This window comes from Pseudomonas khorasanensis (assembly GCF_014268505.2).
GTDB lineage: Bacteria > Pseudomonadota > Gammaproteobacteria > Pseudomonadales > Pseudomonadaceae > Aquipseudomonas > Aquipseudomonas khorasanensis.
The window spans coordinates 143,087-167,120 of sequence record NZ_JABWQP020000008.1 but is presented as its reverse complement, the minus strand read 5'-3'; the positions used below and the strand labels follow the sequence as shown (position 1 = coordinate 167,120).

The 24,034-nt window shown below is 59.9% G+C and carries 24 protein-coding genes; 14 read left to right on the top strand and 10 right to left on the bottom strand.

What is annotated here, in order from left to right:
- Positions 1-23 precede the first annotated feature (23 nt).
- From HU727_RS17775 to rlmF, 5 genes are all read left to right on the top strand, one after another.
- A complete protein-coding gene (locus HU727_RS17775) occupies positions 24-1,514 on the top strand; it encodes a leucyl aminopeptidase (protein ID WP_186532826.1) in 1,491 nt (496 codons plus the stop codon).
- Between the two features lie 60 nt (positions 1,515-1,574).
- On the top strand, positions 1,575-2,003 hold the full coding sequence (locus HU727_RS17770) for a DNA polymerase III subunit chi (RefSeq protein ID WP_186532825.1): 429 nt from the start codon (positions 1,575-1,577) through the stop codon (positions 2,001-2,003).
- Positions 2,004-2,011: 8 nt separating this feature from the next.
- Positions 2,012-2,395: a DNA polymerase III subunit chi gene (locus tag HU727_RS17765; RefSeq protein WP_186532824.1), complete on the top strand. Its 384-nt coding sequence runs from the start codon at positions 2,012-2,014 to the stop codon at positions 2,393-2,395.
- 217 nt (positions 2,396-2,612) lie between these two features.
- Positions 2,613-5,459 carry a valine--tRNA ligase gene (locus HU727_RS17760; protein ID WP_186532823.1) on the top strand — a complete coding sequence of 949 codons (2,847 nt, stop codon included), beginning with the start codon at positions 2,613-2,615 and terminating at the stop codon, positions 5,457-5,459.
- A gap of 165 nt (positions 5,460-5,624) precedes the next feature.
- Entirely contained in the window at positions 5,625-6,644 is a 1,020-nt protein-coding gene (gene rlmF / locus HU727_RS17755) for a 23S rRNA (adenine(1618)-N(6))-methyltransferase RlmF (RefSeq protein WP_186532822.1), read from the top strand.
- A 188-nt stretch (positions 6,645-6,832) separates the two neighbouring features.
- Here the strand turns inward: rlmF and HU727_RS17750 are convergent, their stop codons facing one another.
- Entirely contained in the window at positions 6,833-7,114 is a 282-nt protein-coding gene (locus HU727_RS17750; protein WP_003221909.1) for an HU family DNA-binding protein, read from the bottom strand.
- Between the two features lie 395 nt (positions 7,115-7,509).
- On the opposite strand from HU727_RS17750, the gene yejK reads away from it, so the two are divergent.
- Both yejK and HU727_RS17740 read left to right on the top strand, forming a co-directional pair.
- Complete coding sequence (gene yejK, locus HU727_RS17745) at positions 7,510-8,514, top strand: nucleoid-associated protein YejK (RefSeq protein ID WP_186532821.1); 1,005 nt, start codon at positions 7,510-7,512, stop codon at positions 8,512-8,514.
- Positions 8,514-8,864: a glutaredoxin family protein gene (locus HU727_RS17740; protein WP_186532820.1), complete on the top strand. Its 351-nt coding sequence runs from the start codon at positions 8,514-8,516 to the stop codon at positions 8,862-8,864. Before yejK ends, HU727_RS17740 begins: the two co-directional genes overlap by 1 nt.
- Before the next feature lie 138 nt (positions 8,865-9,002).
- Here HU727_RS17740 and HU727_RS17735 read toward each other — a convergent pair whose 3' ends face one another.
- From HU727_RS17735 to HU727_RS17715, 5 genes are all read right to left on the bottom strand, one after another.
- On the bottom strand, positions 9,003-9,938 hold the full coding sequence (locus tag HU727_RS17735) for a glutathione S-transferase family protein (protein WP_186532819.1): 936 nt from the start codon (positions 9,936-9,938) through the stop codon (positions 9,003-9,005).
- A gap of 83 nt (positions 9,939-10,021) precedes the next feature.
- Complete coding sequence (locus tag HU727_RS17730; protein WP_186532818.1) at positions 10,022-10,324, bottom strand: GIY-YIG nuclease family protein; 303 nt, start codon at positions 10,322-10,324, stop codon at positions 10,022-10,024.
- 39 nt (positions 10,325-10,363) lie between these two features.
- Positions 10,364-10,834 (bottom strand): nuclear transport factor 2 family protein, encoded by a 471-nt coding sequence (locus HU727_RS17725; protein WP_186532817.1) that lies wholly within the window; start codon positions 10,832-10,834, stop codon positions 10,364-10,366.
- Positions 10,835-11,082: 248 nt separating this feature from the next.
- Positions 11,083-12,387: a CynX/NimT family MFS transporter gene (locus HU727_RS17720; protein WP_186532816.1), complete on the bottom strand. Its 1,305-nt coding sequence runs from the start codon at positions 12,385-12,387 to the stop codon at positions 11,083-11,085.
- Positions 12,377-13,036: a FadR/GntR family transcriptional regulator gene (locus tag HU727_RS17715; protein ID WP_186532815.1), complete on the bottom strand. Its 660-nt coding sequence runs from the start codon at positions 13,034-13,036 to the stop codon at positions 12,377-12,379. The genes HU727_RS17720 and HU727_RS17715 overlap by 11 nt, the downstream gene beginning before the upstream one ends.
- A gap of 166 nt (positions 13,037-13,202) precedes the next feature.
- Here HU727_RS17715 and HU727_RS17710 point away from each other — a divergent pair, with 166 nt between their 5' ends.
- Positions 13,203-13,514 (top strand): type II toxin-antitoxin system MqsR family toxin, encoded by a 312-nt coding sequence (locus HU727_RS17710; protein WP_186532814.1) that lies wholly within the window; start codon positions 13,203-13,205, stop codon positions 13,512-13,514.
- Positions 13,511-13,999 (top strand): type II toxin-antitoxin system MqsA family antitoxin, encoded by a 489-nt coding sequence (locus HU727_RS17705; RefSeq protein WP_186532813.1) that lies wholly within the window; start codon positions 13,511-13,513, stop codon positions 13,997-13,999. Before HU727_RS17710 ends, HU727_RS17705 begins: the two co-directional genes overlap by 4 nt.
- A gap of 55 nt (positions 14,000-14,054) precedes the next feature.
- Here HU727_RS17705 and HU727_RS17700 read toward each other — a convergent pair whose 3' ends face one another.
- The 4 genes from HU727_RS17700 to HU727_RS17685 form a co-directional block, all read right to left on the bottom strand.
- Positions 14,055-14,819 carry an amino acid ABC transporter ATP-binding protein gene (locus tag HU727_RS17700; RefSeq protein ID WP_042730176.1) on the bottom strand — a complete coding sequence of 255 codons (765 nt, stop codon included), beginning with the start codon at positions 14,817-14,819 and terminating at the stop codon, positions 14,055-14,057.
- A 12-nt stretch (positions 14,820-14,831) separates the two neighbouring features.
- Positions 14,832-15,929: an amino acid ABC transporter permease gene (locus tag HU727_RS17695; RefSeq protein WP_186532812.1), complete on the bottom strand. Its 1,098-nt coding sequence runs from the start codon at positions 15,927-15,929 to the stop codon at positions 14,832-14,834.
- Between the two features lie 10 nt (positions 15,930-15,939).
- Positions 15,940-17,121 (bottom strand): amino acid ABC transporter permease, encoded by a 1,182-nt coding sequence (locus HU727_RS17690; protein ID WP_186532811.1) that lies wholly within the window; start codon positions 17,119-17,121, stop codon positions 15,940-15,942.
- 66 nt (positions 17,122-17,187) lie between these two features.
- The gene (locus HU727_RS17685; protein WP_186532810.1) at positions 17,188-18,219 is read right to left on the bottom strand and encodes an amino acid ABC transporter substrate-binding protein; all 1,032 of its coding nucleotides are present in this window, start codon (positions 18,217-18,219) and stop codon (positions 17,188-17,190) included.
- Between the two features lie 467 nt (positions 18,220-18,686).
- On the opposite strand from HU727_RS17685, the gene HU727_RS17680 reads away from it, so the two are divergent.
- The 5 genes from HU727_RS17680 (at position 18,687) to HU727_RS17660 (ending at position 23,982) form a co-directional block, all read left to right on the top strand.
- On the top strand, positions 18,687-19,343 hold the full coding sequence (locus HU727_RS17680) for an alpha/beta hydrolase (RefSeq protein ID WP_186532809.1): 657 nt from the start codon (positions 18,687-18,689) through the stop codon (positions 19,341-19,343).
- A 97-nt stretch (positions 19,344-19,440) separates the two neighbouring features.
- A complete protein-coding gene (rhlB, locus tag HU727_RS17675; protein ID WP_186532808.1) occupies positions 19,441-20,925 on the top strand; it encodes an ATP-dependent RNA helicase RhlB in 1,485 nt (494 codons plus the stop codon).
- 117 nt (positions 20,926-21,042) lie between these two features.
- Positions 21,043-21,987 (top strand): ornithine cyclodeaminase family protein, encoded by a 945-nt coding sequence (locus HU727_RS17670; protein ID WP_186532807.1) that lies wholly within the window; start codon positions 21,043-21,045, stop codon positions 21,985-21,987.
- Between the two features lie 149 nt (positions 21,988-22,136).
- Complete coding sequence (locus HU727_RS17665; RefSeq protein ID WP_186532806.1) at positions 22,137-23,264, top strand: NAD(P)/FAD-dependent oxidoreductase; 1,128 nt, start codon at positions 22,137-22,139, stop codon at positions 23,262-23,264.
- Positions 23,265-23,355: 91 nt separating this feature from the next.
- The gene (locus tag HU727_RS17660; RefSeq protein WP_102900621.1) at positions 23,356-23,982 is read left to right on the top strand and encodes a helix-turn-helix transcriptional regulator; all 627 of its coding nucleotides are present in this window, start codon (positions 23,356-23,358) and stop codon (positions 23,980-23,982) included.
- Positions 23,983-24,034: the final 52 nt, after the last annotated feature.

The window sequence follows — 24,034 nt, the reverse complement described above, 5'->3', positions numbered from 1 at the left end:
ACCATTCATTCAGGGATCCGGACATGGAACTGGTTGTAAAAAGCGTTAGCCCAGAAACGTTGAAAACCGCCACCCTGGTGGTTGCCGTCGGCGAAGGCCGCAAACTCGGTGTCGCCGCCAGACTGGTCGACGAGCTGAGCGGCGGTGCGATCAGCGCCGTACTCAAGCGTGGCGACCTGGCCGGCAAGGTCGGTCAGAGCCTGCTGTTGCACAGCCTGCCGAATCTGAAAGCCGAACGCGTGCTGTTGGTCGGCGTGGGCAAGGACGAAGAACTGGGCGACCGTCCGTTCCGCAAAACTGTCGCCGGCATCCTCAATACCCTTAAAGGTCTGGGCGGCACTGACGCCGTGCTGGCGCTCGACGACGTGATCGTCAAGGGACGCGACAGCTACGGCAAAACCCGTCTGCTGGCTGAAACGCTGGTCGACGGCGGCTACACCTTTGACCAGTTCAAGAGCCAGAAAGCCGAGCCGCGTGCGCTGAAGAAAATCACCCTCGTCACTATCAAAGCTGCGCAGGCCGAAGTGCAACGCGCCGTGAACCACGCCACGGCGATCGCCAACGGCATGGCGTTCACCCGCGACCTTGGCAACCTGCCGCCGAACATCTGCCACCCGACGTTCATGGGCGAACAAGCCAAGAACCTGGGCAAGGAATTCAAGGATCTTAAAGTCGAAGTGCTCGACGAGAAGAAGATCAAATCCTTGGGCATGGGGTCTTTCTACGCCGTTGGCCAGGGCAGCGCGCAACCGCCACGCCTGATCGTCATGCAGTACAACGGCGGCAAGAAATCCGAAAAGCCGTACGCACTGGTCGGCAAGGGCATCACCTTCGACACCGGCGGCATCAGCCTCAAGCCGGGCGCCGGCATGGATGAAATGAAGTACGACATGGGCGGTGCCGCGAGCGTGTTCGGCACTTTGCGTGCGGTGCTTGAGCTGAAGCTGCCAATCAATCTTGTGTGCATCCTTGCCTGCGCGGAAAACATGCCGAGCGGCAACGCTTCGCGTCCTGGCGACATCGTCACCACCATGAGCGGCCAGACCGTGGAAATCCTCAACACCGACGCCGAAGGCCGTCTGGTGCTGTGCGACGCGCTGACTTACGCCGAGCGTTTCAAGCCGCAAGCGGTGATCGATATCGCCACGCTGACCGGCGCTTGCGTCGTGGCACTGGGCGCTCACACGTCGGGCCTGCTGGGCAATAACGACGAACTGATCGACCAACTGCTCAGCGCCGGCAAAGCCGCCGACGACCGTGCCTGGCAGCTGCCGCTGTTCGACGAATATCAAGAACAACTGGACAGCCCGTTCGCCGACATCGCGAACATCGGCGGGCCAAAGGCCGGCACCATCACCGCCGCGTGCTTCCTGTCGCGCTTCACCAAGAACCTCAACTGGGCGCACCTGGACATCGCAGGCACCGCGTGGACCAGCGGCGGTAAGGACAAAGGCGCAACCGGCCGTCCGGTACCGTTGCTGACCCAATACTTGCTCGATCGCGCTAAAGCCTGAAACCGATGACGGCCGGCGGCGTCATTTCACGGTGACGCCGCCGTTCGTTCTGGAACCGCAATGACCAAAGTCGACTTCTATATCCTGCCCAGTGCCGATCCGTCGGCGCGGCTGGATTTTGCCTGCAAGCTCACCGAAAAGGCCTGGCGCATGGGCCATCGCATCTACCTGCACTGCAGCGATGCCGCTCAACGCGAAGATCTGGATGCACGCCTGTGGGCCTTCAAAGGTGAAAGCTTCGTACCCCACGGTCCTGCCGACAGCGAACCCGAGGGGTTGATTGTGCTGGGACTGGGCGATGACTGCGGTCAGCATCAGGATCTGCTGGTCAATCTCGACCTGAAAGTCCCGGCCTTCGCCAGCAAATTTGCCCGAGTGGCGGAAGTTGTGGTGGAAGATCCGACGATTCGAGCCGCCGCGCGGGAGAGTTTCCGTTTCTACCGCGAACAGGGCTATCCTCTGCAAGACCACCGTTTACAGCGACTCTGAGCACGCCAATGGACACGCCGAAACCGCAACAAAAGTCCGCACACCTGCTGGACGATCTCGAATCGATCCGCCAGTTGCTCGGCGACGACAACCTGCAACCGCCGCTGCTGACCGATACGGTCGACGACACTGAGCAGGAACAGATTCCCATGCTGTTCGATTCGGTTGGCGCCGAGCCATCCACTGTCGAACCGCAGCCCGCACCTCCCCCAGCCGCTGTTGCGCCTGTGGATAAAGGCCCGGACGCCCTATTGCATCTGGACAGCGAACTGCGCGCCGCCGCGCAACTGATCCTGCAGGACGTCATCGACGACTTCGCACCGCACATCGAAACCGAAATCAAGCGCCGCCTCGATGCAAGGATGGAGCGGCTCCTCGGCCAATACGAATAACCCCCGATCCCCTGTAGGAGCTTCCGCAGGCTGCGATCTTTTGACTTTGGTTTTAAAAAACAGGATCAAAAGATCGCAGCCTGCGGCCCCTCCTTCAGGGAAATCGTCGAACCGTAAGACTGATCGACGCATTGTCCTCCCCCGCTCGCCCTCGGCCCCCTGCCCCGCTATACTTGCCGGCTTTTCCTGAATAAATGCCTATAGGGTCCCGCCGCGCATGGATAAGACCTACCAGCCGCACGCCATTGAAACTTCCTGGTACAAGACCTGGGAGTCCGAGAACTACTTCGCACCGCAAGGCGCGGGCGATTCCTACACCATCATGATCCCGCCGCCGAACGTCACCGGCAGCCTGCACATGGGTCACGGCTTCAACAACGCGATCATGGACGCCCTGATCCGTTTCCGCCGCATGCAGGGTCGCGACACCCTGTGGCAGCCGGGCACCGACCACGCCGGTATCGCTACGCAAATGCTGGTGGAGCGTCAACTCGAAGCCCAGGGCCAGAGCCGTCACGATCTGGGCCGCGAGAAATTCCTCGAGAAAGTCTGGGAGTGGAAGGATCAGTCCGGCGGCAACATCAGCCGTCAGATCCGCCGTCTCGGCTCGTCCGTCGACTGGAGCCGCGAGCGCTTCACCATGGACGACGGCCTCTCCGAAGCGGTCAAGGAAGCCTTCGTGCGCCTGCATGAAGACGGCCTGATCTACCGCGGCAAGCGCCTGGTCAACTGGGACACCAAACTGCACACGGCGATTTCCGACCTCGAAGTGGAAAACCATGACGAGAAAGGTTTCCTGTGGAACCTGAAATACCCGCTGGCCGACGGCGCCAAAACGGCTGAAGGCAACGATTTCCTGATCGTCGCGACCACACGTCCGGAAACCATGCTCGGCGATTCCGCCGTCGCGGTTAACCCGAACGATGAGCGCTACAAAGCCCTGATCGGCCAGTTTGTCGAGCTGCCACTGGTTGGCCGCCGCATCCCGATCATCGCCGACGATTACTGCGATCCCGAATTCGGCACCGGCTGCGTGAAAATCACCCCGGCTCACGATTTCAACGACTACGAAGTCGGCAAGCGCCACAACCTGCCGCTGCTGAACATCTTCGACAAGAACGCCCACGTGCTGTCCGCAGCGCAGGCATTCAACCTCGACGGCACGCTGAACGACAGCATCGACGGCGTGATTCCGGCCGAGTTTGCCGGTCTTGAGCGTTTTGAAGCGCGCAAGCAGATCGTCGCGGCATTCGACGCCGCCGGCCTGCTGGTCAGCGTTGACGATCACAACCTGAAAGTGCCGAAAGGCGACCGCTCCGGCACCGTTATCGAGCCGTGGCTGACCGACCAGTGGTACGTGTCGACCAAGCCGTTGGCCGAGCCTGCGATTGCCGCCGTGGAAGACGGTCGCATCCAGTTCGTGCCTAAACAGTACGAAAACATGTACTTCTCGTGGATGCGCGACATCCAGGACTGGTGCATCAGCCGTCAGCTGTGGTGGGGCCACCGGATTCCGGCCTGGTACGACGAGTCGGGCAAGGTCTACGTCGGTCGCGACGAAGCCGAAGTGCGCGCCAGGCACAATCTCGGGCCGGACGTTGCGCTGCTGCAGGACAACGACGTGCTCGACACCTGGTTCAGCTCCGGCCTGTGGACGTTCTCCACGCTGGGCTGGCCTGAACAGACCGAATTCCTGAAGAAATTCCATTCCACCGACGTGCTGGTGACCGGTTTCGACATCATCTTCTTCTGGGTTGCCCGGATGATCATGTTGACCATGCACCTGATCAAGAACGAGGACGGTACCCCGCAGGTTCCGTTCAAGACCGTTTACGTTCACGGTCTGGTGCGTGACGGCCAGGGCCAGAAAATGTCCAAGTCCAAGGGCAACGTCCTTGACCCGCTGGACATCATCGACGGTATCGAGCTGGAAGCCCTGGTGCAAAAACGCACTTCCGGCATGATGCAGCCAAAACTGGCGAAGAAGATCGAGAAGCAGACCCGCGACGAGTTCGCCGACGGTATCGCCAGCTATGGCACCGATGCCCTGCGTTTCACCTTCTGCTCGCTGGCCTCGACCGGTCGCGACATCAAGTTCGACATGGGCCGCGTCGAAGGCTATCGCAACTTCTGCAACAAGATCTGGAACGCCGCGCGCTACGTTCTGGACAAGGGCGAAGATTGCGGCCAGACCGGTGAAGCCTACGAGCTGTCGCTGGCCGATCGCTGGATCATCTCGCAGCTGCAACGCACCGAAGCCGAAGTGACCCGTCAACTCGATCAGTTCCGTTTCGACCTCGCCGCGCAAGCGCTGTACGAGTTCATCTGGAACCAGTACTGCGACTGGTATCTGGAATTGTCCAAGCCTGTGCTGTGGGACGAGAACGCGCCGGTCGAACGTCAGCGCGGCACTCGCCGTACGCTGGTGCGCGTGCTGGAAGTGGCGCTGCGTCTGGCGCATCCGTTCATGCCGTTCATCACTGAAGAAATCTGGCAGCGCATCGCGCCGCTGGCCGGCACTCAGGGCAAGACGATCATGCTGCAACCGTGGCCGGTGGCTAACGAGGAGCGCATCGATCCAGCCGCCGAGGACGATATCGAATGGCTCAAGGGCTTGATGCTCGGCACGCGTAACATTCGCGGCGAGATGAACATCGGCCCGGGCAAACCGTTACCGATCTACCTGAAGAACGTCAGCGCTGAAGACCAGCGCCGTCTGACCGAGAACGAGGCACTGCTGAAGAAGCTGGCGCGTCTGGAATCGATCACCGTTCTGGCTGCCGGGGAAGATGCGCCGCTGTCCGCCACCGCACTGGTCGGCGAGATGGAAGTGCTGGTGCCGATGGCCGGCCTGATCGACAAGGGCGTGGAACTGGCGCGTCTGGACAAGGAAATCCTGCGTCTGCAGGGCGAAGTCCAGCGCGTTGGCGGCAAACTGTCCAACGCCGGTTTCGTCGATAAGGCCCCGGCCGAAGTCATCGAGAAGGAGCGCGCCAAACTGGCCGAGGCCGAACAGGCCCTGGGCAAGCTGGCCGAGCAGCACGCGCGGATTGCCAGCCTGTAACGGCACATCGCAATGAAAAAGGGAGGCCCAAGTGGCTTCCCTTTTTTATTCCCACCAAATTCCCCGTGCAGGAGCTGCCGAAGGCTCCTACATGGGATCGGCGTATACGTCGTCAATGTGGGACAATACCCGCCACTTTCAGCCATACCCGAATCGACCACACCCATGAATGCCCCCCGCCCCCCCAAACCTGCGCGCAAGAAGCCTGACGCCGCGACCCCGACCAAAGCCGTCGAGCCGCGTGAAAAGGCCAGCCTGCACCCGCGCAACCGCCATCAGGGTCGTTACGACTTCCCGGCGCTGATCAAGACCACGCCGGAACTGGCCAAGTACGTGATCACCAACCCGTACGGCAAGGAAAGCATCGACTTCGCCAGCCCCGACGCGGTGCGCGTGTTCAACCGGGCGCTGCTCAAGTCGTTCTACGGCATCCAGCACTGGGACATCCCGGCGGATTACCTCTGCCCTCCGGTGCCGGGCCGTGCCGATTACGTGCATTTTCTGGCGGATCTGCTGGCGAGCATGAACGACGGCAAGGTGCCGCGCGGGGCGATCGTCAATGTGCTGGACATCGGCATGGGCGCCAACTGCGTTTATCCGCTGATCGGCAACAGCGAATACCGCTGGCACTTCCTCGGCTCGGAGATCGATCCGACCGCCGTTGCAGCTGCCAAGGCTATCGTCCAGTCCAACGACCTGAGCAAGGTTATCCAGTTGCGCCTGCAGGAAAACCGCAAGCACATCCTGATTGGCCTGCTGGAGCCGGGCGAGCGTTTCGACCTGACCATGTGCAACCCGCCGTTCCACGCTTCCATGGACGAAGCAACCAAGGGCAGCGAGCGCAAATGGCGCGCACTGGGCCGGGCCGATCCGAAACGCAAACTGCCGGTGCTGAACTTTGGCGGGCAGTCAGCCGAATTGTGGTGTGAGGGTGGCGAAGCACGTTTCGTGACGCAACTGATCGCAGAGAGCGCCAACTTTCAGCACAAGGTGTTGTGGTTCAGCACGCTGGTGTCGAAAGCGTCGAATCTGCCGGCCATCGAGACTGCACTGAAGAAAGCTGGCGTGCTCGAGAGCCAAGTAGTGGAGATGTCGCAGGGACAGAAGCAGAGCCGCTTCGTGGCCTGGACGTTCCAGACCAAGTCCGAGCAGGAGATCTGGCGGCGCGAGCGCTGGGTGCGCTGAACCTGTAGGAGCTGCGAAACGCTGCGATCTTTTGATCTCGATCCTGATTTTCAAAAACAAGATTAAAAGATCGCAGCCTCGTTTCACTCGTCAGCTCCTACAGAGCGGCGTAACGCCTCGCCAAATCGCAGCCACAAAAAAACCGTGCCCGGATCGCTCCGGCGCACGGTTTTTTTTATCGCTGCGTCTTACTTGTTCACAGCGTCGGTCAGGCCTTTGGCCACAACCAGCTTGATCACTTTCTTGGCAGGGATTTCGATGGCAGCGCCAGTCGAAGGGTTACGGCCAGTGCGGGCAGGACGCTCGGTGACTTTCAGCTTGCCGATACCTGGCAAGGTGATTTCGCCGCCGTTTTCCAGCTGATCGGCAACGATTTGACCCAGTTGGTCCAGAGCGTTACGCGCGGTGGTTTTCGGCGCGTCGATAGCTTCAGCGATGTCGGCGATCAGTTGGTCTTTAGTAAGAGCCATGTAGTGTTCCTTCCCTATCAAATTCATATGGATTGCAGAGTGCAGTGTCAGCCATCGAGCCCGATCTTCTGGATCTGGCACCCTCGGCGATAACCGCGACGAGTCGGGTTATAGATGCCGAAATCAGGGTTTGGTTCGACCTGACAAATGCTGATTGCACGCTTAACGCAGTGACTTCGCGTAAGACCGGGCAAAACTAGCACAGCGACAAGGAAATATCCGCCTCTAGCTACCCATTTGGTCAGCTTTATTGCGCTAAATCGGTAAAAAACTGCATAAGGGCTCCCGAGGGCCGCGGATTTGCCCCTCACCCGGCGCCAAAACCAGTGTTTGCGGTACACTGAGCGCTTTTTCGGGGGAGCCTGCCCTCCTCCCTTCCAACAGCCGAGAAGCCCATGCCGATCCGTCATTGCATCGTCCACCTGATCGACAAAAAACCCGACGGCACACCCGCAGTTTTGCACGCGCGCGATTCCGAACTGGCCGAGTCAGCCGCCATCGAAAACATGCTTGCCGACCTCAACGAGAGCTACAACGCCAAACAGGGCAAAGCCTGGGGTCTGTTCCATCCCGAGTCCGGCGCATTCCCGTTCAGCGGCTGGTTGAAGGAGTACATGGAGGGCGGCAGGGACTTCACCGCGTTCAGCAAAGTCGCGGTCGAGCATCTGCAGAAACTGATGGAAGAGTCGAACCTGTCGGTGGGTGGTCACGTGCTGTTCGCTCACTACCAGCAGGGCATGACCGATTACCTTGCGATTGCCCTGCTGCATCACAGCGAAGGCGTGGCGGTGACAGATGAGCTGGACGTCACCCCGTCGCGCCATCTTGACCTTGGCCAATTGCATCTGGCAGCGCGGATCAACGTCTCCGAATGGCAGAACAACAAGCAGTCCAAGCAGTACATTTCGTTCATCAAAGGCAAGAACGGCAAGAAAGTTTCGGAATACTTCCGCGACTTCATCGGCTGTCAGGAAGGCGTCGACGGCCCCGGCGAGACGCGCACGCTGCTCAAGGCGTTCAGTGACTTCGTTGAAAGCGAAGACCTGCCGGAAGAGTCCGCGCGCGAGAAAACCAAGACGTTGGTGGATTACGCCAGCAGCCAGGCCAAGCTCGGCGAACCGATGGGCCTTGAAGAGCTGTCGGAACTGATCGACGAAGAACGCCCGAAAGCCTTCTACGATCACATTCGCAACAAGGACTACGGCCTGTCGCCGGAAATTCCGGCGGACAAACGCACCCTCAATCAATTCCGGCGCTTCACCGGCCGCGCCGAAGGCTTGTCGATCAGCTTCGAAGCGCATCTGCTGGGTTCGAAGATCGAGTATGACGAAGAGAATGGCACCCTGATCATCAAAGGCCTGCCGACGTCGCTCACCGATCAGTTGAAGCGGCGTAACTGATGCTCGGCAATGTGCTGAAGAAGGTCGCGCTGGTTCTGCTGGTGGTTGTGGTTTACCAGAACTGGGGCAAGATCGAGCGGCTGTTCAACCCGTCGCAAACGGTCTCTGAGCAGACAAGGGCGCAGGCCAACGTCGTGCTCTACGCCACAGACTGGTGCGGCTACTGCAAGCAAACCAAGCGTTTTCTCGACAGCAAGGGCATACCGTTCAAAGAGTTTGATATCGAGAAGGATGCCGAAGCGCGCAAGGCGTATGAGGCATTGGGCGGGCGCGGGATTCCGCTGATCGATGTGAACGGCACGCTGATTCGCGGATTCGATCAGGACGAGATCCTCGCTGCCCTGAAGTAACGCATAACCTGTGGCGAGGGAGCTTGCTCCCGCTCGGCTGCGCAGCAGTCGTAAAACCTGCAAACGTGCTCTCGCCTGAAAGCGAGGGCCGCTTCGCCGCCCAGCGGGAGCAAGCTCCCTCGCCACAATAGTTGTCAATCACTTGGCTTCGATACGGAAACCAAAGCGCGGGAAGTGCACATGCACCACGCCGCCACGTTCGTCTTCTCGACGGATGATCAACTCCTCGCTCCCGGCAAACAGCAACTCCCCCATCACCGGATCAACACCATAATCTGTCGCGCAAATCGCCACCTGCTGGCCGACCGTGAAGCCGTTCGGTTCAACAAATGTCTCAACCGGCAATGCCGCAGGCGTCGAGCTACGAGCCACTTCCAGCGCCTCTTCGGAAGACATCTCGCTCGCCGCGCCATGACCGAACCCCAGCACCCGACCCAACCATGCCGCAACCGCAGGATATTCATCCACCAACGGCGCCGTCACGTGCGTCGCCTTAAGGAACCACAGCGGATGTGCCAATGCGAAGTCGGCAATCGATGGCGCACCGAACAGAAAGTCGCCCTGCTCGCGCTGCAACTGTTGCTCGAGTCGCGCCATGATCGTCGGCCATTGATGCTTGGCCTGCTCGGCTGACAGACGCGTGGCGCTGCCGCCGCTGAACAACCCGGCGCGGTCGGTCAGAAACGCCTTGATCGCTTCCGGCGGCAACTTGCCGAAACGCACCGCCACCGACTCCGGTTGAAACACCAGACTCACCGCATGTTGAAACACCACCGAATCGGCCCACGTCGCGAAGCTGGCACTGGTCATTTCCTGGCCTTCGGGAAAAAACGCAGGCAGGGCTTTTTCCTGCTCAAGGCGGCGCGCAATGAGCGAAGTGTCGCAATAGATATCGGCGCCGATCTGCAGCACCGGCGTCTTGCGGTAGCCACCGGTCAGAGCGGTCAGATCCGGTTTTGGCATTACCGGGGAAATATGCACCGAACGCCAGGACAAACCTTTGAAGCCCAGCAGCAGACGGGCCTTTTCGGCAAAAGGAGAGGTCGGATAATGGTGCAGAATCAACTCGGACATGCTCGGCTCCGCCGCTGGAAAGTGAATCCGCAGCTTAACGCGCATTGCGTGACAGGCCTACAGATCCGCCTGATGGGAACCAATCAGTCAGATTGATAAGACGCGACGAGACATTCCTTGGCGCTTTTCCTGAGCTTTTTGATCAACCGCTCCTGACGCAGCGCGTCGCTTTTGTCGCGGCAGCGCTCGGTATAGACCAACGCCATCGCCGGACTGGAGAGAAAAAAACGCGCTCCTTTACCGCTCTGATGCTTGGCGAAGCGGCGTACCGGATCGTCACTGATCCCACAATACAACGAACCGTTGGCGGCGCGGACGAGGTAGACGAACCAAGGTTTGCTCACCGGTTCGGCAACATCGACAGATTTTTCGCTGAGGCTGGTCACTTCGGGATCAAGGCACGTAGGAAACAGGACGCGATCTTATCAGCGACCGGCCTGAAATGCCTTCAGTCCCTTGCGCGCCTGAGCCCGCAAGGCGTTGCGCACCAGCGGCGTCCAGCCCAGCAACAAACCTTTGAAACCGAGCGCCTGACGCGACCAGCGCCAAAGATCGAAATGATCGTGGTGCTCACAGATCTTGCCGTCCCGGAACACGAAGCGCGCCTGGATATCGTTGACCACGGTGTTGCCGGTCTGACTGAACAGGTAAGTCGCCACCCAATGGGCGCCGCCGCTGCGTTCATCGGCGCGGATGTTGTCGAAGGTCAGCGAGAAATCCTTGGCGCGTGTGGTAAGCATGCGCCACATGTCGCCGGCGTCGCGACCGCGCAGTTCGCCGAAGGCCGGATCGCTGAAGACCACGTCGTCCGTATAGCAGGCCGCCATGGCTTCGGCATCCAGACGCTGGAAAGCTTCGTAGAACCGGGTGATCATCGCGCTGTGGGCTTCGCTCAAGGCAATCTCCAAGGAAAAGAGTTACAGATTGCCAGCACCATAATCTGCCGAGCGCAGAAACACTATCGGCATTCGGTCAAGCTTCTAACTGATCGTTCTCACGCTCTGCGTGGTGACGCCTCTCCCGACGCTCTGGTCGGCTCGGGGACGCAGAGCGTCCCTTGCTGCATTCCCACGCAGAGCGTGGGAACGATCGTACACACCCGCATTCGCGAGCAGGCTCGCTCCCACATTTGCCATCGTCGCATTCAGATTTTTTCGCTCTCGACCTGCACGTACAGCGCGCGCCCGGCGCCGAGGCCGGCAATGATTGCACCGGTACCGACAATCCCGAATATCCAGCCCACGGCATTCCAGCCACCCGTCCAGTCATGCACGATACCGACCGCGAACGGCCCCATCGACGCCAGGGTGTAGCCGAAGCCCTGGGACATGCTCGACAGGTTCGCCGCCACGTGTGAATCCCGCGAGCGCAGCACGATCAGTGTCAATGCCAGACTGAACGTGCCGCCCTGCCCCAGACCCAGCAGAATTGCCCAGCCCCACAGGCCTTCGATCGGTGCATAGAGGCAACCGAACAGACCGCCAAGGGTCAGCGCCATGACCACGACGATCGCCAGACGCTGATCCTTGCCGCGCGTTGCCAGCCACGGCGCGGCAAGGGAACTGGCGAGCTGGACGATCACCGAACCGGACAGCACCAGCCCGGCCTGTGTCGGCGTCAGGCCACGACCGATGAGGATCGATGGCAACCAGCCAAACACAATGTAGGCCAGCGACGATTGCAGCCCCATGTACAACGTTACTTGCCAGGCCAGCGGATCACGCAGCAGGCCACGCACGCGGTAGGCCACGTTGTGCGAACCGTGCTGCTTGCCGACCTGCGGCAGCCAGAACACCGCGGCCACTAATGCAGGAATCACCCAGAAACCCAGGCCCATCGCCCAACTGTTATCGAAGTGCTCGCTCAATGGCACGGTCGAGCCCGCGGCCATCGCAGCGCCCAGGCACAGGGCCATGGTGTAGACGCCGGTCATGGTGCCGGCGTGTTTGGCGAAATCGCGTTTGACGATGCCCGGCAGAAGCACGCCGACGATGCCGATGCTGGCGCCGCCCAGCACGCTGCCGGCGAACAGGCCGATCTCGCCGAAGTTGCTGCGCAGGATGATGCCACCAGCCAACGTCAGCAGGATGCCAAGCACCACTCGCTCGGCGCCGAAACGACGAGCCAGGATCGGCGCCAGCGGTGCGAACAAACCGAGGCAGAGCACCGGCAGCGTGGTCAGCAATCCGGCCTGCGCGGCAGAAAGGCCGAGGCTTTTTGATACATCGCTGAGCAGCGGCGCCATGCTCGACAGCGCCGGACGCAGGTTAAGCGCCACCAGAATCAATCCCAGCAATAACAACCATGGTCGCCGAACCAGCGGATGGCTTTGTTGCACTTGCTCGTCGTCTGCCTCCGCATCAATCAGCAGCTCTTCGAGCTCTGCCGTGCGTTTCGCGGATGTGGATATCTCGTTGCGGGGCATGGATTTCTCGGTTTCAAGGTTCATTGATCAACTGCCTCGACAAGGCTTTGGCCCGTTCCGGGTCGCGTTGTTCGACGGCATCGAGCAATTCGATGTGCAGGTCGAACACTTCCTGACGGCGCGGGGAGATGTTCAGGGTCTGACGCAATTGCGCGCCGACGATGCTGGAGAAGTAGCGATACAACTCGCTGAGGGTCGGATTGTGCGCGGCGTCGACCAGCCGGCGGTGGAACACCAGATCGCAAGCGATGTAGGTATCGAGATCGCCGTGGTAATGGCTGCCACTCGTACCGAGCGCTTCGCGCAAGGCGATCAGGTCTTCGTCCGTGCGGCGCAATGCCGCCAGACCAATAGCCTCGACTTCAAGGATGTGCCGGGTCTCCCGGGCCTGCTCCAGCGAACAACGGGACAGCGCCTTGAGCGTGTCCAGCGGATCGACCAGCGCGCGCAGATAACTGCCGTCGCCCTGACGAATCTCAATCAACCCGGAAAACGCCAACACGCGCATGGCTTCACGCACGGTGTTACGACTGATACCCAGCTCGGCGCACAGCTCAGGCTCGGTCGGCAGTTTCTCACCGACTTGCCAGGCACCGCTGTTGATGCGCTGGCGTAACTGTTCCAGGGCCTGATCGACCAGGGACCGCTTAACAAGTGGAGATATGTCTGACATGCGACTCGCCTTTTCATCCAATCATAGGATGAATTTTCTGACATGTTAGTCAGACCCGTGTAGGACGGCAACCACCTAGGGTCAATCGGAGACACATGGAGCGGTATTTTCGATTGGTCAAAATTACCCTTTAAGGGTAATTTCAGGGACGGGGTCTTGGTTTCTTATGGAAAAGAACACACCCCATTACGACTTGGCGGTGATAAAGGCTGAAGTCAGGCGACTTGGAAGAAGAGCCTTTACCAGAAGCTCGGCAGAGTCCGGCGATCTTCTGGGCTTTAGCATCAGAGAGATGCAAGAAATCGTTTTCGGGCTGCAGAACAAGATGTTGTACAAGTCGATGACCAGCTACGACGATCATCGAATCTGGCAGGACGTGTATCACACCCATTCACAAGATCTGGAGATTTACATCAAGGTGACATACCGCCCCACCGGCGGCGCACCGGTAATCTCCTTCAAGGAGAAAAACCCATGAAAACCCGGCAATGTTTCAGCTGTGGTGCCCGTGAGGGAATGAGGCATTTCGAGGGCCGCGGCGAAACCCTGAGTGTCAAAGGCATGGAGCGCCGTGTAAATGATCTTGCTGGCTGGGAATGCCAACAGTGCGGGGAAGTAGAGTGGGATGAAAACACCGATAGCGCGGAACGCTATACGGAAGCAGGCGATGATCTGGTTATCGCTGCCAGGCAGATGATCGGCGCAGAGATGAAACGTATTCGACGCAAATTGCACCTGACGCAAAAGGAGACGGTGCAACTACTCTCCGGTGGCGGGCATAACGCGCTCTCTCGTTACGAGCGGGGTGAATTACTTCCACCAAAAGCGTTGGTGCTGCTGATGCGCCTGCTGGATCGATACCCCTACATGCTCGCCGATATCCAGACCCTGGCAGAAGGCGCAGACCTACGAGGTTTCAAGCACATCGTCCACAAAGAACACGAATCCCTTTCCGTCTCCTGACCCCCCCCAAAAAACAACCCGGCACAGGGCCGGGTTGGTTTTTACTCATCAACAATCAATGCAAAATCTGACTCAAGAACAGCTTCGTCCGGTCATTCTGCGGATTATCGAAGAAGTCATTCGGCGCCGCCTGTTCAACGATCTCGCCCTTGTCCATGAAGATGACGCGGTTGGCCACGGTACGGGCGAAGCCCATTTCGTGGGTCACGCAGAGCATCGTCATGCCGTCTTCGGCCAGGCCGATCATGGTGTCCAGAACTTCCTTCACCATCTCTGGATCGAGGGCTGAAGTCGGTTCATCGAACAGCATGATTTTCGGCTTCATGCACAGGGCACGGGCGATGGCCACGCGCTGTTGCTGACCACCGGACAATTGGCCTGGATATTTGTGCGCCTGCTCCGGAATGCGTACGCGTTCCAGGTAATGCATGGCGATTTCCTCGGCCTTGCGCTTGGGCATCTTGCGCACCCACATCGGCGCCAGCGTGCAGTTCTGCAAAATGGTCAGGTGCGGGAACAGGTTGAAATGCTGGAACACCATGCCGACTTCGCGGCGGATCGCTTCGATCTGCTTGAGGTCGTTGGTCAGTTCCACGCCATCGACGACGATGCGGCCCTGCTGGTGCTCTTCCAGACGGTTGAGGCAGCGAATAGTGGTCGACTTGCCGGAGCCCGACGGGCCGCACAACACGATTCGCTCGCCCTGCTTGACGTTGAGGTTGATGTCTTTCAGCACGTGGAACTGGCCGTACCACTTGTTGACGCCCTGCATCTGGATGATGCCTTCAGGGCTCACAGGCTTTTTGATTGCTTCGCTCATTACAGAGAACTCCTAACGCTTGTGGCCAGTGTCGAGCTTGCGTTCCAGATGCATGGAATAGCGCGACATACCAAAACAGAAAATCCAGAACACCAGGGCGGCGAACACGTAGCCTTCGGTGGCCATGCCCAGCCATTTCGGATCGGCAGCGGCTTGCTTGACGCTGTTGAGCAGGTCAAAGAGGCCGATGATGATCACAAGACTGGTGTCCTTGAACAGCGCAATGAACGTGTTGACGATGCCGGGGATCACCATTTTCAGGGCTTGCGGCAGAATCACCAGGCCCATCGAACGCCAGTAACCCAGGCCCATCGCTGCGGCCGCTTCGTACTGACCTTTGGGAATCGCTTGCAGACCGCCGCGCACCACTTCGGCCACGTAGGCCGACTGGAACAGGATCACGCCAATCAGCGCCCGCAGCAGCTTGTCGAAGTTCATGCCTTCAGGCAGGAACAGCGGCAGCATCACCGAGGACATGAACAGCACGGTGATCAACGGCACGCCGCGCCAGAATTCGATGAAGGTCACGCAGACCACACGAATCGCCGGCATGTTCGAACGTCGTCCCAGCGCCAGCACGATGCCCAACGGCAAGGCTCCGGCGATACCGACAGTGGCGATCACCAGCGTCAGCATCAGACCGCCCCACTGGCTGGTCGACACTTGGGCCAGGCCGAATACGCCGCCATGCAACAGGCACCAGGCCACGATCGGATACACCACCAGAAAGCTCAGACCGTACACCGCTTTACGCGGGAAGCGCGAGATGAACAGGGGCGCCACGCCGATCACCGCCAGCCACACGGTCAGGTCCACGCGCCAGCGCAGATCCGCCGGGTAGTAACCGTACATGAACTGGCCGAAACGCTGCTGAATGAACACCCAGCAGGCGCCTTCCTTGGTGCAGTCGGCGCGGGTGGTGCCGACCCAGTTGGCATCCAGAATCGCCCAGCTCAGGATTGGCGGGACCACCAGATAGATCAGGTAAAACGCAAACAGGGTCAGCAGGGTGTTGAGCCAGCTGGAGAACATGTTCGCGCGCATCCACGCGACCACGCCGATGCTGCTGCTCGGTGGAGGCATGTCAGGTTTGAAAGTATGAGTACTCATGCGCTTTTCCTTACCGCTCGATCAGCGCAATGCGCTTGTTGTACCAGTTCATCAGCAGGGAAATGCTGATACTGATCGCCAGGTACACGCTCATGGTGATGGCAATCACCTCGATCGCCTGACCGGTCTGGTTGAGCACCGTGCCGGCGAACAGCGAAACCATTTCCGGGTAACCGATACCGGCCGCCAGCGAGGAGTTCTTCGCCAGGTTCAGGTATTGGCTGGTCAGCGGTGGAATGATCACGCGCAGGGCTTGCGGGATGATCACCTTGCGCAGCGTCGGACCGTTGCGCAGGCCGAGGGAACGGGCGGCTTCGGTCTGGCCATGGCTGACCGACTTGATCCCCGAACGCACGATCTCGGCGATAAACGCCGCGGTGTATACGGTCAGGGCCAGGGTCAACGCCAGCAGTTCCGGGATCAATACCCAGCCGCCGACAAAGTTGAAGCCCTTGAGCTCAGGCATTTCCCAGTGCAGCGGAGCGCCGAAGATCAGCGCGCACAGGGTCGGAATCACCAGCGCAATCGCCAGGCCCACCCAGAACTTGTGAAACGGCACCCCGGTTTCTTCAAAGCGCTTGTTGGCCCAGCGGCACATCAGCACGATGCCGACGATCGCCACCGCGACGCTGATCGCGAACGCTGCGAAGCCGTCCGCAGCCAGGGCGGCCGGCATGTTCAGGCCACGGCTGCTGACGAAGAAGGTGTCGCCGAAGTTGTGGCTGTTGCGCGGTCCCGGCATCGTCAGGAATACCGCGAAGTACCAGAACAGAATCTGCAGCAGTGGCGGAATGTTGCGGAATACTTCCACGTACACCGTCGCCAGTTTGGCGATGATCCAGTTCTGCGACAGCCGCGCCACACCGATGATAAAGCCGAGAATCGTCGCCAGAATCACGCCGATAAAGGTCACCAGCAGGGTGTTGAGCAAGCCGATGACAAACACCCGGGCATAACTGTCCGCTTCGGTGTAGTCGATCAGGTGTTGAGCGATGCCAAACCCGGCACTGCGCTCCAGAAAGCTGAAACCGGAGGTAATGCCCCGGTGCTGAAGGTTGGTTTGTGTGTTGTCGAACAGGTACCAGCCAAGCGAGACCACCGCCACAACGGTGATGATCTGGAATAGCCACGCACGCACTCGTGGATCGCTGAGGCTGAGCCTCTGCTTTGGTGCGCCGATTGAATTTTGCATGAAGTGCCCCGGAAGAAATGGAACAAGAACATCACCCGGCGGTTGGCCCGCCGGGTGATAGAACCATTAGCGCACTGGTGGTGCGTACTGAATGCCGCCGTTGTTCCACAGGGCGTTCAGGCCACGGTCGATTTCCAGCGGAGTGCTCTTGCCGAGGTTTTTCTCGAAGATTTCACCGTAGTTGCCGACTTGCTTGACGATCTGAACAACCCAGTCTTTCGGCAGTTTCAGGTCTTTACCGTACTCACCGTCAGCGCCGAGCATACGGGCCACGTCAGGATTCTTGGTCGACTTGGCTTCAGCTTCGACGTTCTTGGAAGTGATGCCTGCCTCTTCAGCGTTGAGCAGCGCGTAGCCGACCCAACGGACAACGGCCAGCCACTCGTCGTCGCCGTTACGCACGACCGGACCCAGCGGCTCCTTGGAAATGGTTTCCGGCAGAACCACGTAATCTTTCGGCGAGGCCAGCTTGCTGCGCTGGGCGAACAGCTGGGACTTGTCGGAGGTCAGCACGTCGCAACGACCGGATTCCAGCGACTTGGCGCTTTCATCGGAGGTGTCGAAAGTGATCGGGGTGTATTTCAGACCGTTGCCACGGAAGTAGTCGGAAACGTTCAGCTCGGTGGTGGTACCGGCCTGGATGCAGATGGTTGCACCGTCCAGTTCCTTGGCGCTTTTCACGCCCAGCTTGTTGTTTACCAGGAAACCGATGCCGTCGTAGTAGGTGATGAAGCCCGGGAATTTCAAGCCCATGCCCGCGTCACGGGAGCTGGTCATGGTGGTGTTGCGCGACAGGATGTCGATCTCGCCCGATTGCAGCGCGGTGAAACGCTCCTTGGCGTTCAACTGGCTGAACTTGACCTTGGTCGCGTCGCCGAAAACGGCAGCGGCCACAGCGCGGCAGACGTCGGCGTCGATGCCTAGGATCTTGCCGGTCGCATCCGGTACCGAGAAGCCCGGCAGACCGTCGCTCACGCCACACTGCACGAAACCTTTCTTCTGTACCGCATCCAGGGTTGCACCCGCCTGAGCGAACCCGCTGACACCGAGTACTGCTGCTGCAGTCACGATCGCCAGAGTGGATTTCAACATCTTCATTCAAACCTCCAGTTTTGCTCTTGTTGTGTCGGAGCTTGAGTCCAGTCGCACCCTTTTGAGGCGTTGTCGACCCGTGTTGGCTTTTTTTGGGGTCAACCGACGCTGGACCTTCGCTATGAGTTTTACAGGCGGCTCTCCGTTAACCGCAGATCCGCCTCTCACCAATCGGCCGAACGGGCTGTAGCCCTTTCACGTTCGCAAAGCCCGTAGCGGCCATTGGCGAACATCCATCACCGGATTCGTTGCCATCCCCTCGCGAGTCGTACACTGATAGTGTTACCGCCACACGTAGGACGCTTCGTACAGAGTCCTCCATAGCAAAGCCCGTACCACACCGGTCGCCGAAGGGTTTGTGCGACAGGTCAATAGCAAAACTTGTAACCTTGCGACATCTTCTTAACGGATCAACCGGGCGCGCACCGTCGTCACGCACTTATTAAGAGCGCCCGCACATTTTTGGAGCAGACATGACCGAGCCCTTGATTCTTCAGCCTGTTAAGCCCGCAGACGCCTGCGTGATCTGGCTGCACGGCCTCGGCGCCGACCGCTATGACTTCCTGCCGGTGGCCGAGGCATTGCAGGAAACCCTGCTGAGCACACGTTTTGTCTTGCCACAGGCGCCGACACGTCCAGTGACGATAAATGGCGGTTATGCCATGCCCAGCTGGTACGACATCAAGGCAATGAGCCCGGCGCGAGCGATTGACCTTGACGAACTGGACGGGTCGGCGCAACGCATCATCGAACTGATCGAAAGCGAGCGCGCCAGCGGAATAGACGCTTCGCGGATCTTCCTGGCCGGATTTTCCCAAGGGGGCGCCGTGGTGTTACACACCGCTTTCTTGAAATGGCAGGGGCCGTTGGGTGGTGTACTGGCGCTGTCGACCTACGCGCCGACTTTCAGCGAAGACTTGGAGTTATCCGCCAGTCAGCAGCGCATTCCCGTGCTGTCACTGCACGGTCAGTTCGATAACGTGGTGCAGAACTCGATGGGGCGCACGGCGTATGAGTACCTGAAGGCCCATGGTGTCACCGTGACATGGCAGGAATACCCAATGGAGCACGAAGTGTTACCTGAAGAGATTCGCGACATCGGTGCCTGGTTGAGCGATCGCCTGCGCTGATTTTGCAGCCAATGCCTGCCCATTGATCCCTCCTACTACGCCGCGCCCGTTTCTTGCATTACACTGGCCGGCGTACATTCCTTAATCAATTGATGAGATGACCGTGCTCAAAGCACTCAAGAAAATGTTCGGTAAAAGCGAGGCTGAGCAGCTCGCGCCAGTTCCCAGCGCGCCGTCGCACGCCCCCGGTCATCGCAACGATGCCCCTCCGGCCGACCGCCCCGCTCCCGTCGCAACGCCGAAACAGCCTCCAAAACCTGCCGCTGCCGAGTCAATCGCAGCCGAGCCCGCACGCAGCGAAGCGCCGGCACCGGCACCGGCCAGACCGCGTCGCGAACCGAAGCCCAAGGCCCCGGTGATTCCGTGGAAACTCGAAGACTTTGTCGTCGAGCCACAGGAAGGCAAAACCCGCTTTCATGATTTCAATCTGTCTCCTGAACTGATGCATGCCATTCAGGACCTGGGCTTCCCGTATTGCACACCGATCCAGGCGCAGGTGCTGGGCTTCACGCTCGCCGGCAAAGATGCCATCGGTCGCGCGCAGACCGGCACCGGCAAGACCGCCGCGTTCCTGATTTCCATCATCACGCAGCTGTTGCAGACTCCGCCGCCGAAAGAACGCTACATGGGCGAGCCCCGTGCGCTGATCATCGCGCCGACCCGCGAGCTGGTGGTGCAAATCGCCAAGGACGCTGCCGACCTGACCAAGTACACCGGCCTGAATGTGATGACCTTTGTGGGCGGCATGGATTTCGACAAGCAGCTCAAGCACCTCGAAGCGCGCCATTGCGACATCCTCGTCGCCACACCGGGCCGTTTGCTCGACTTCAACCAGCGCGGCGACGTGCACCTGGACATGGTCGAAGTGATGGTGCTGGACGAAGCCGACCGCATGCTCGACATGGGTTTCATCCCGCAGGTGCGCCAGATCATTCGCCAGACTCCGCCGAAGTCCGAGCGCCAGACCCTGCTGTTCTCCGCGACCTTCACCGAAGACGTGATGAACCTGGCCAAGCAATGGACCACCGACCCGTCCATTGTCGAAATCGAATCACTCAACGTCGCCAGCGACAACGTCGAGCAACACATCTACGCCGTAGCCGGTGCCGACAAGTACAAGCTGCTCTACAACCTGATCAACGACAACGGTTGGGAGCGCGTCATGGTGTTCGCCAACCGCAAGGACGAAGTGCGCCGTATCGAAGAGCGCCTGGTGCGTGACGGTGTGAACGCCGCGCAACTGTCCGGCGACGTACCGCAACACAAGCGCATCAAGACCCTGGAAGGTTTCCGCGAAGGCAAGATTCGTGTGCTGGTGGCCACCGATGTGGCCGGTCGCGGCATTCACATTGACGGCATCAGCCACGTGATCAACTTCACTCTGCCGGAAGTACCGGACGATTACGTGCACCGCATCGGCCGTACAGGTCGCGCAGGCGCCGATGGCGTGTCGATCAGCTTTGCCGGCGAAGACGACTCCTATCAGTTGCCGTCCATCGAAGAAAAGCTCGGCCGTAAGATCAGCTGTGAAACGCCGCCGACGCATCTGTTGCGCGCGGTTGAGCGCAAGCGTCCGCAGTAAGCACCGCGAAATGAAAAAGCGCAGCCGGAAACGAACTGCGCTTTTTTTTCGTCCGGCAGTTGCTCGCCAGAACTAAAAGTCCATAATGGAAAAATAAGTTTAGTTTTGGAGTCCGACATGTCCAGCGCGCCTTACGTGATCGATCAAGCCCAGGCCCGTGAGCTACTGGCCCGCGTCGATGTGCCACAGATCCTGAGAAAGCTGTTCCGCGATCTGGCGGCAGGCAACGCTGTCCAGCCGGCACAGCAATGGGTGGAATTCCCGCAGGGTGCCGGCGACTTCATCAATTATCTGGGTGTGCTGGCAGAGGACGGTGTCTACGGCGTGAAGACTTCGCCGTACATCGTTCGCGAGCAAGGCCCGCTGGTGACGGCGTGGACATTGTTGATGTCGATGAAAACCGGCCAACCGCTGTTGCTTTGTGATGCAGGCGAACTGACAACCGCCCGCACCGCCGCGACCACGGCCGTAGCGATCGATGCCCTCGCGCCATCGAATGCCCAACGACTGGCGATCATCGGCAGCGGCAAGATTGCCCAGGCGCATCTGCATTACGTGAAATCTTTGCGCGACTGGCAGAGCATCAGCCTGTATTCGCCGTCTCTGCGCGAAGACACTGAAACACGGGCCGTGTTGAAAACCATCGCCCCCGAATTGAACATCACCGACAGTCGCGAAACGGCCATCGCCGAGGCTGACGTGATCATGCTCTGCACGTCTTCCGCCGGGCCCGTGATCGATCCGGTGCAATTGCGCAAACCGGCGCTGATCACCTCGATTAGCACCAATGCCCCCCGTGCCCACGAAGTGCCGCCGCAGAGCCTGAACGGCATGCAGGTGTTCTGCGATTATCGTCTGACCACGCCGGGATCGGCGGGTGAGATGTTGATTGCCGCCGAACAGCACGGCTGGAGCCAGGATTCGATTGTGGGTGATCTGGCGGAATTACTCAGCGAAAAAGTGCAGCGCCCGGGTTACGACCGTCACGTGTTCTTCCGTTCAATCGGCTTGGGCCTGGAAGACATTGCCCTCGCCAATGCGGTTTATCACTTAACCCACTAACGCCAAAAATCCCCTGTGGGAGCGAGCCTGCTCGCGAATGCGGTCTGACATTCACCGAAGATGTCGACTGATACACCGCTTCGCGAGCAGGCTCGCTCCCACAACGGACTAGCGAACGCCTTGATATTGCGTACCCACTGGAGACCTACATGACCCACGCAGATTTCATCATCATCGGCGGCGGGATTGCCGGCGCTTCTACCGGGTTCTGGCTGGCGCCGCACGGCAAAGTGATCGTGCTCGAGCGTGAAACCCATCCCGGCTATCACTCCACCGGTCGCTCCGCCGCGCTTTACACCGCCGCCTACGGCACCGCACAGGTCCGTGCATTGACTCAGGCCAGCCGCGATTTTTTCGACAACCCTCCCAGCGGTTTCTGCGAGCACCCGTTACTGACCCCGCGCGGCGAGATGACCGTGGACTTCATCGGCGACCCTGCCGAACTGAACAACCAATACCTCAGCGCCAAAGCCACCGTACCGCAGATGCAACTGCTCAGCGCCGACGAAGCCTGCGCGCGCCTGCCGATCCTGCGCCGGGAAAAAGTCCACGGCGCGATCTACGACCCTTCGGCCTGCGACATCGACACTGACGCGCTGCACCAGGGTTACCTGCGCGGCATCCGTCGCAACAACGGCGAAGTGCACACCGATTGCGAAGTGCTCGGCCTGAGCCGCGATCCCGATGGCCTCTGGCAGGTGCAAACCAACGGTCAGACATTCAGCGCCCCTGTCATCATTAACGCCGCTGGCGCCTGGGCCGACAGGATCGGCACTCTGGCCGGGGCGCAACCATTGGGCCTGCAACCGAAACGCCGCGCCGCGTTTATCTTCGCCGGCCCTGAAGGCGTGGACATTCATCACTGGCCGATGCTGGTCAGCCTCGACGAATCGTTCTACATGAAGCCCGACGCCGGCATGTTCCTCGGCTCGCCGGCCAATGCCGACCCGGTCGAGCCTCACGATGTACAGCCGGAAGAACTCGACATCGCCATGGGCATCTACCAGATCGAAGAGGCCACCACATTAACCATCCGCCGTCCGACCCGCACCTGGGCCGGATTGCGCAGTTTCGTTGCTGATGGTGATTTGCTGAGCGGTTTTGACCCACAGGTGCCGGGGCTGTTCTGGGTCGCCGCGCAAGGGGGTTACGGCATCCAGACGTCGCCGGCGATGGGTCAGGCCAGTGCGGCGCTGGTGCGCGGCGAGCCGTTGCCCGAGCACCTGCATGAGTTCGGCCTGGACAGCGCCATGCTCTCCCCTGCCCGACTTGCTTGAACGCTTGTCGGGGTGACTCGTCCAAAAGATTGCGGCACACTCGCGGCGCCCCGGTACAAGGGGCGCTGACGCTGCCTGGAGCTCCACTGTCATGACTGCCCCTGAATTCGACCCGGCGCTGGATAACTTTCGCGCCATCGCCGACGCCATCGCCACGTTGTTCTTTCCCCATGCCGAAGTGGTGCTGCACGACCTGCGCACGCAAAAAGTCGATTACATCGCCAACAACCTTTCCAAACGCGAGATCGGCGACGATTCGTCGCTGGAGGACATGCTCAGCGAGGACGTCAGCGACCGCAACATCGGCCCGTACGAAAAGCTCAATTGGGATGGCCAGAAGATTCGCAGCCTGAGCAGCGTGCTGCGCGACAGCGAAGGTTTGCCGCTGGCGGTACTGTGCATCAATTTGAATATCTCGCTGTTCGAGAACGCCAAGGCTGCGCTGGACCTATTCCTCTCACCGAGCAAACTGATCCCGCAACCGGATTCACTGTTTCGCGATGACTGGCAGGAACGCATCAACACGTTCCTCCACGCCTGGTTGCGCGAGCGCCAACTGAGCCTGAACCTGCTGACCCGCGATCACAAACGTGAACTGGTGCTGGCCTTGCACGCCGAGGGCGCGTTCAAGGGCAAGAGTGCCTCGAACTACGTGGCTAACGTGCTGAACATGGGCAGGGCGACGGTGTACAAGCACCTGAAGGAATTGAAGGGCTAGACATTGGCGGTGATAGATATGGCCCCATCGCTGGCACGCCAGCTCCCACAGT

Coding starts and splice junctions, on each gene's coding strand:
- HU727_RS17775 (WP_186532826.1), top strand. CDS start 24: ATGGAACTGGTTGTAAAAAGCGTTAGCCCAGAAACGTTGAAAACCGCC.
- HU727_RS17770 (WP_186532825.1), top strand. CDS start 1,575: ATGACCAAAGTCGACTTCTATATCCTGCCCAGTGCCGATCCGTCGGCG.
- HU727_RS17765 (WP_186532824.1), top strand. CDS start 2,012: ATGGACACGCCGAAACCGCAACAAAAGTCCGCACACCTGCTGGACGAT.
- HU727_RS17760 (WP_186532823.1), top strand. CDS start 2,613: ATGGATAAGACCTACCAGCCGCACGCCATTGAAACTTCCTGGTACAAG.
- rlmF (WP_186532822.1), top strand. CDS start 5,625: ATGAATGCCCCCCGCCCCCCCAAACCTGCGCGCAAGAAGCCTGACGCC.
- HU727_RS17750 (WP_003221909.1), bottom strand. CDS start 7,114: ATGGCTCTTACTAAAGACCAACTGATCGCCGACATCGCTGAAGCTATC.
- yejK (WP_186532821.1), top strand. CDS start 7,510: ATGCCGATCCGTCATTGCATCGTCCACCTGATCGACAAAAAACCCGAC.
- HU727_RS17740 (WP_186532820.1), top strand. CDS start 8,514: ATGCTCGGCAATGTGCTGAAGAAGGTCGCGCTGGTTCTGCTGGTGGTT.
- HU727_RS17735 (WP_186532819.1), bottom strand. CDS start 9,938: ATGTCCGAGTTGATTCTGCACCATTATCCGACCTCTCCTTTTGCCGAA.
- HU727_RS17720 (WP_186532816.1), bottom strand. CDS start 12,387: ATGAACCTTGAAACCGAGAAATCCATGCCCCGCAACGAGATATCCACA.
- HU727_RS17715 (WP_186532815.1), bottom strand. CDS start 13,036: ATGTCAGACATATCTCCACTTGTTAAGCGGTCCCTGGTCGATCAGGCC.
- HU727_RS17710 (WP_186532814.1), top strand. CDS start 13,203: ATGGAAAAGAACACACCCCATTACGACTTGGCGGTGATAAAGGCTGAA.
- HU727_RS17705 (WP_186532813.1), top strand. CDS start 13,511: ATGAAAACCCGGCAATGTTTCAGCTGTGGTGCCCGTGAGGGAATGAGG.
- HU727_RS17700 (WP_042730176.1), bottom strand. CDS start 14,819: ATGAGCGAAGCAATCAAAAAGCCTGTGAGCCCTGAAGGCATCATCCAG.
- HU727_RS17695 (WP_186532812.1), bottom strand. CDS start 15,929: ATGAGTACTCATACTTTCAAACCTGACATGCCTCCACCGAGCAGCAGC.
- HU727_RS17690 (WP_186532811.1), bottom strand. CDS start 17,121: ATGCAAAATTCAATCGGCGCACCAAAGCAGAGGCTCAGCCTCAGCGAT.
- HU727_RS17685 (WP_186532810.1), bottom strand. CDS start 18,219: ATGAAGATGTTGAAATCCACTCTGGCGATCGTGACTGCAGCAGCAGTA.
- HU727_RS17680 (WP_186532809.1), top strand. CDS start 18,687: ATGACCGAGCCCTTGATTCTTCAGCCTGTTAAGCCCGCAGACGCCTGC.
- rhlB (WP_186532808.1), top strand. CDS start 19,441: ATGACCGTGCTCAAAGCACTCAAGAAAATGTTCGGTAAAAGCGAGGCT.
- HU727_RS17670 (WP_186532807.1), top strand. CDS start 21,043: ATGTCCAGCGCGCCTTACGTGATCGATCAAGCCCAGGCCCGTGAGCTA.
- HU727_RS17665 (WP_186532806.1), top strand. CDS start 22,137: ATGACCCACGCAGATTTCATCATCATCGGCGGCGGGATTGCCGGCGCT.
- HU727_RS17660 (WP_102900621.1), top strand. CDS start 23,356: ATGACTGCCCCTGAATTCGACCCGGCGCTGGATAACTTTCGCGCCATC.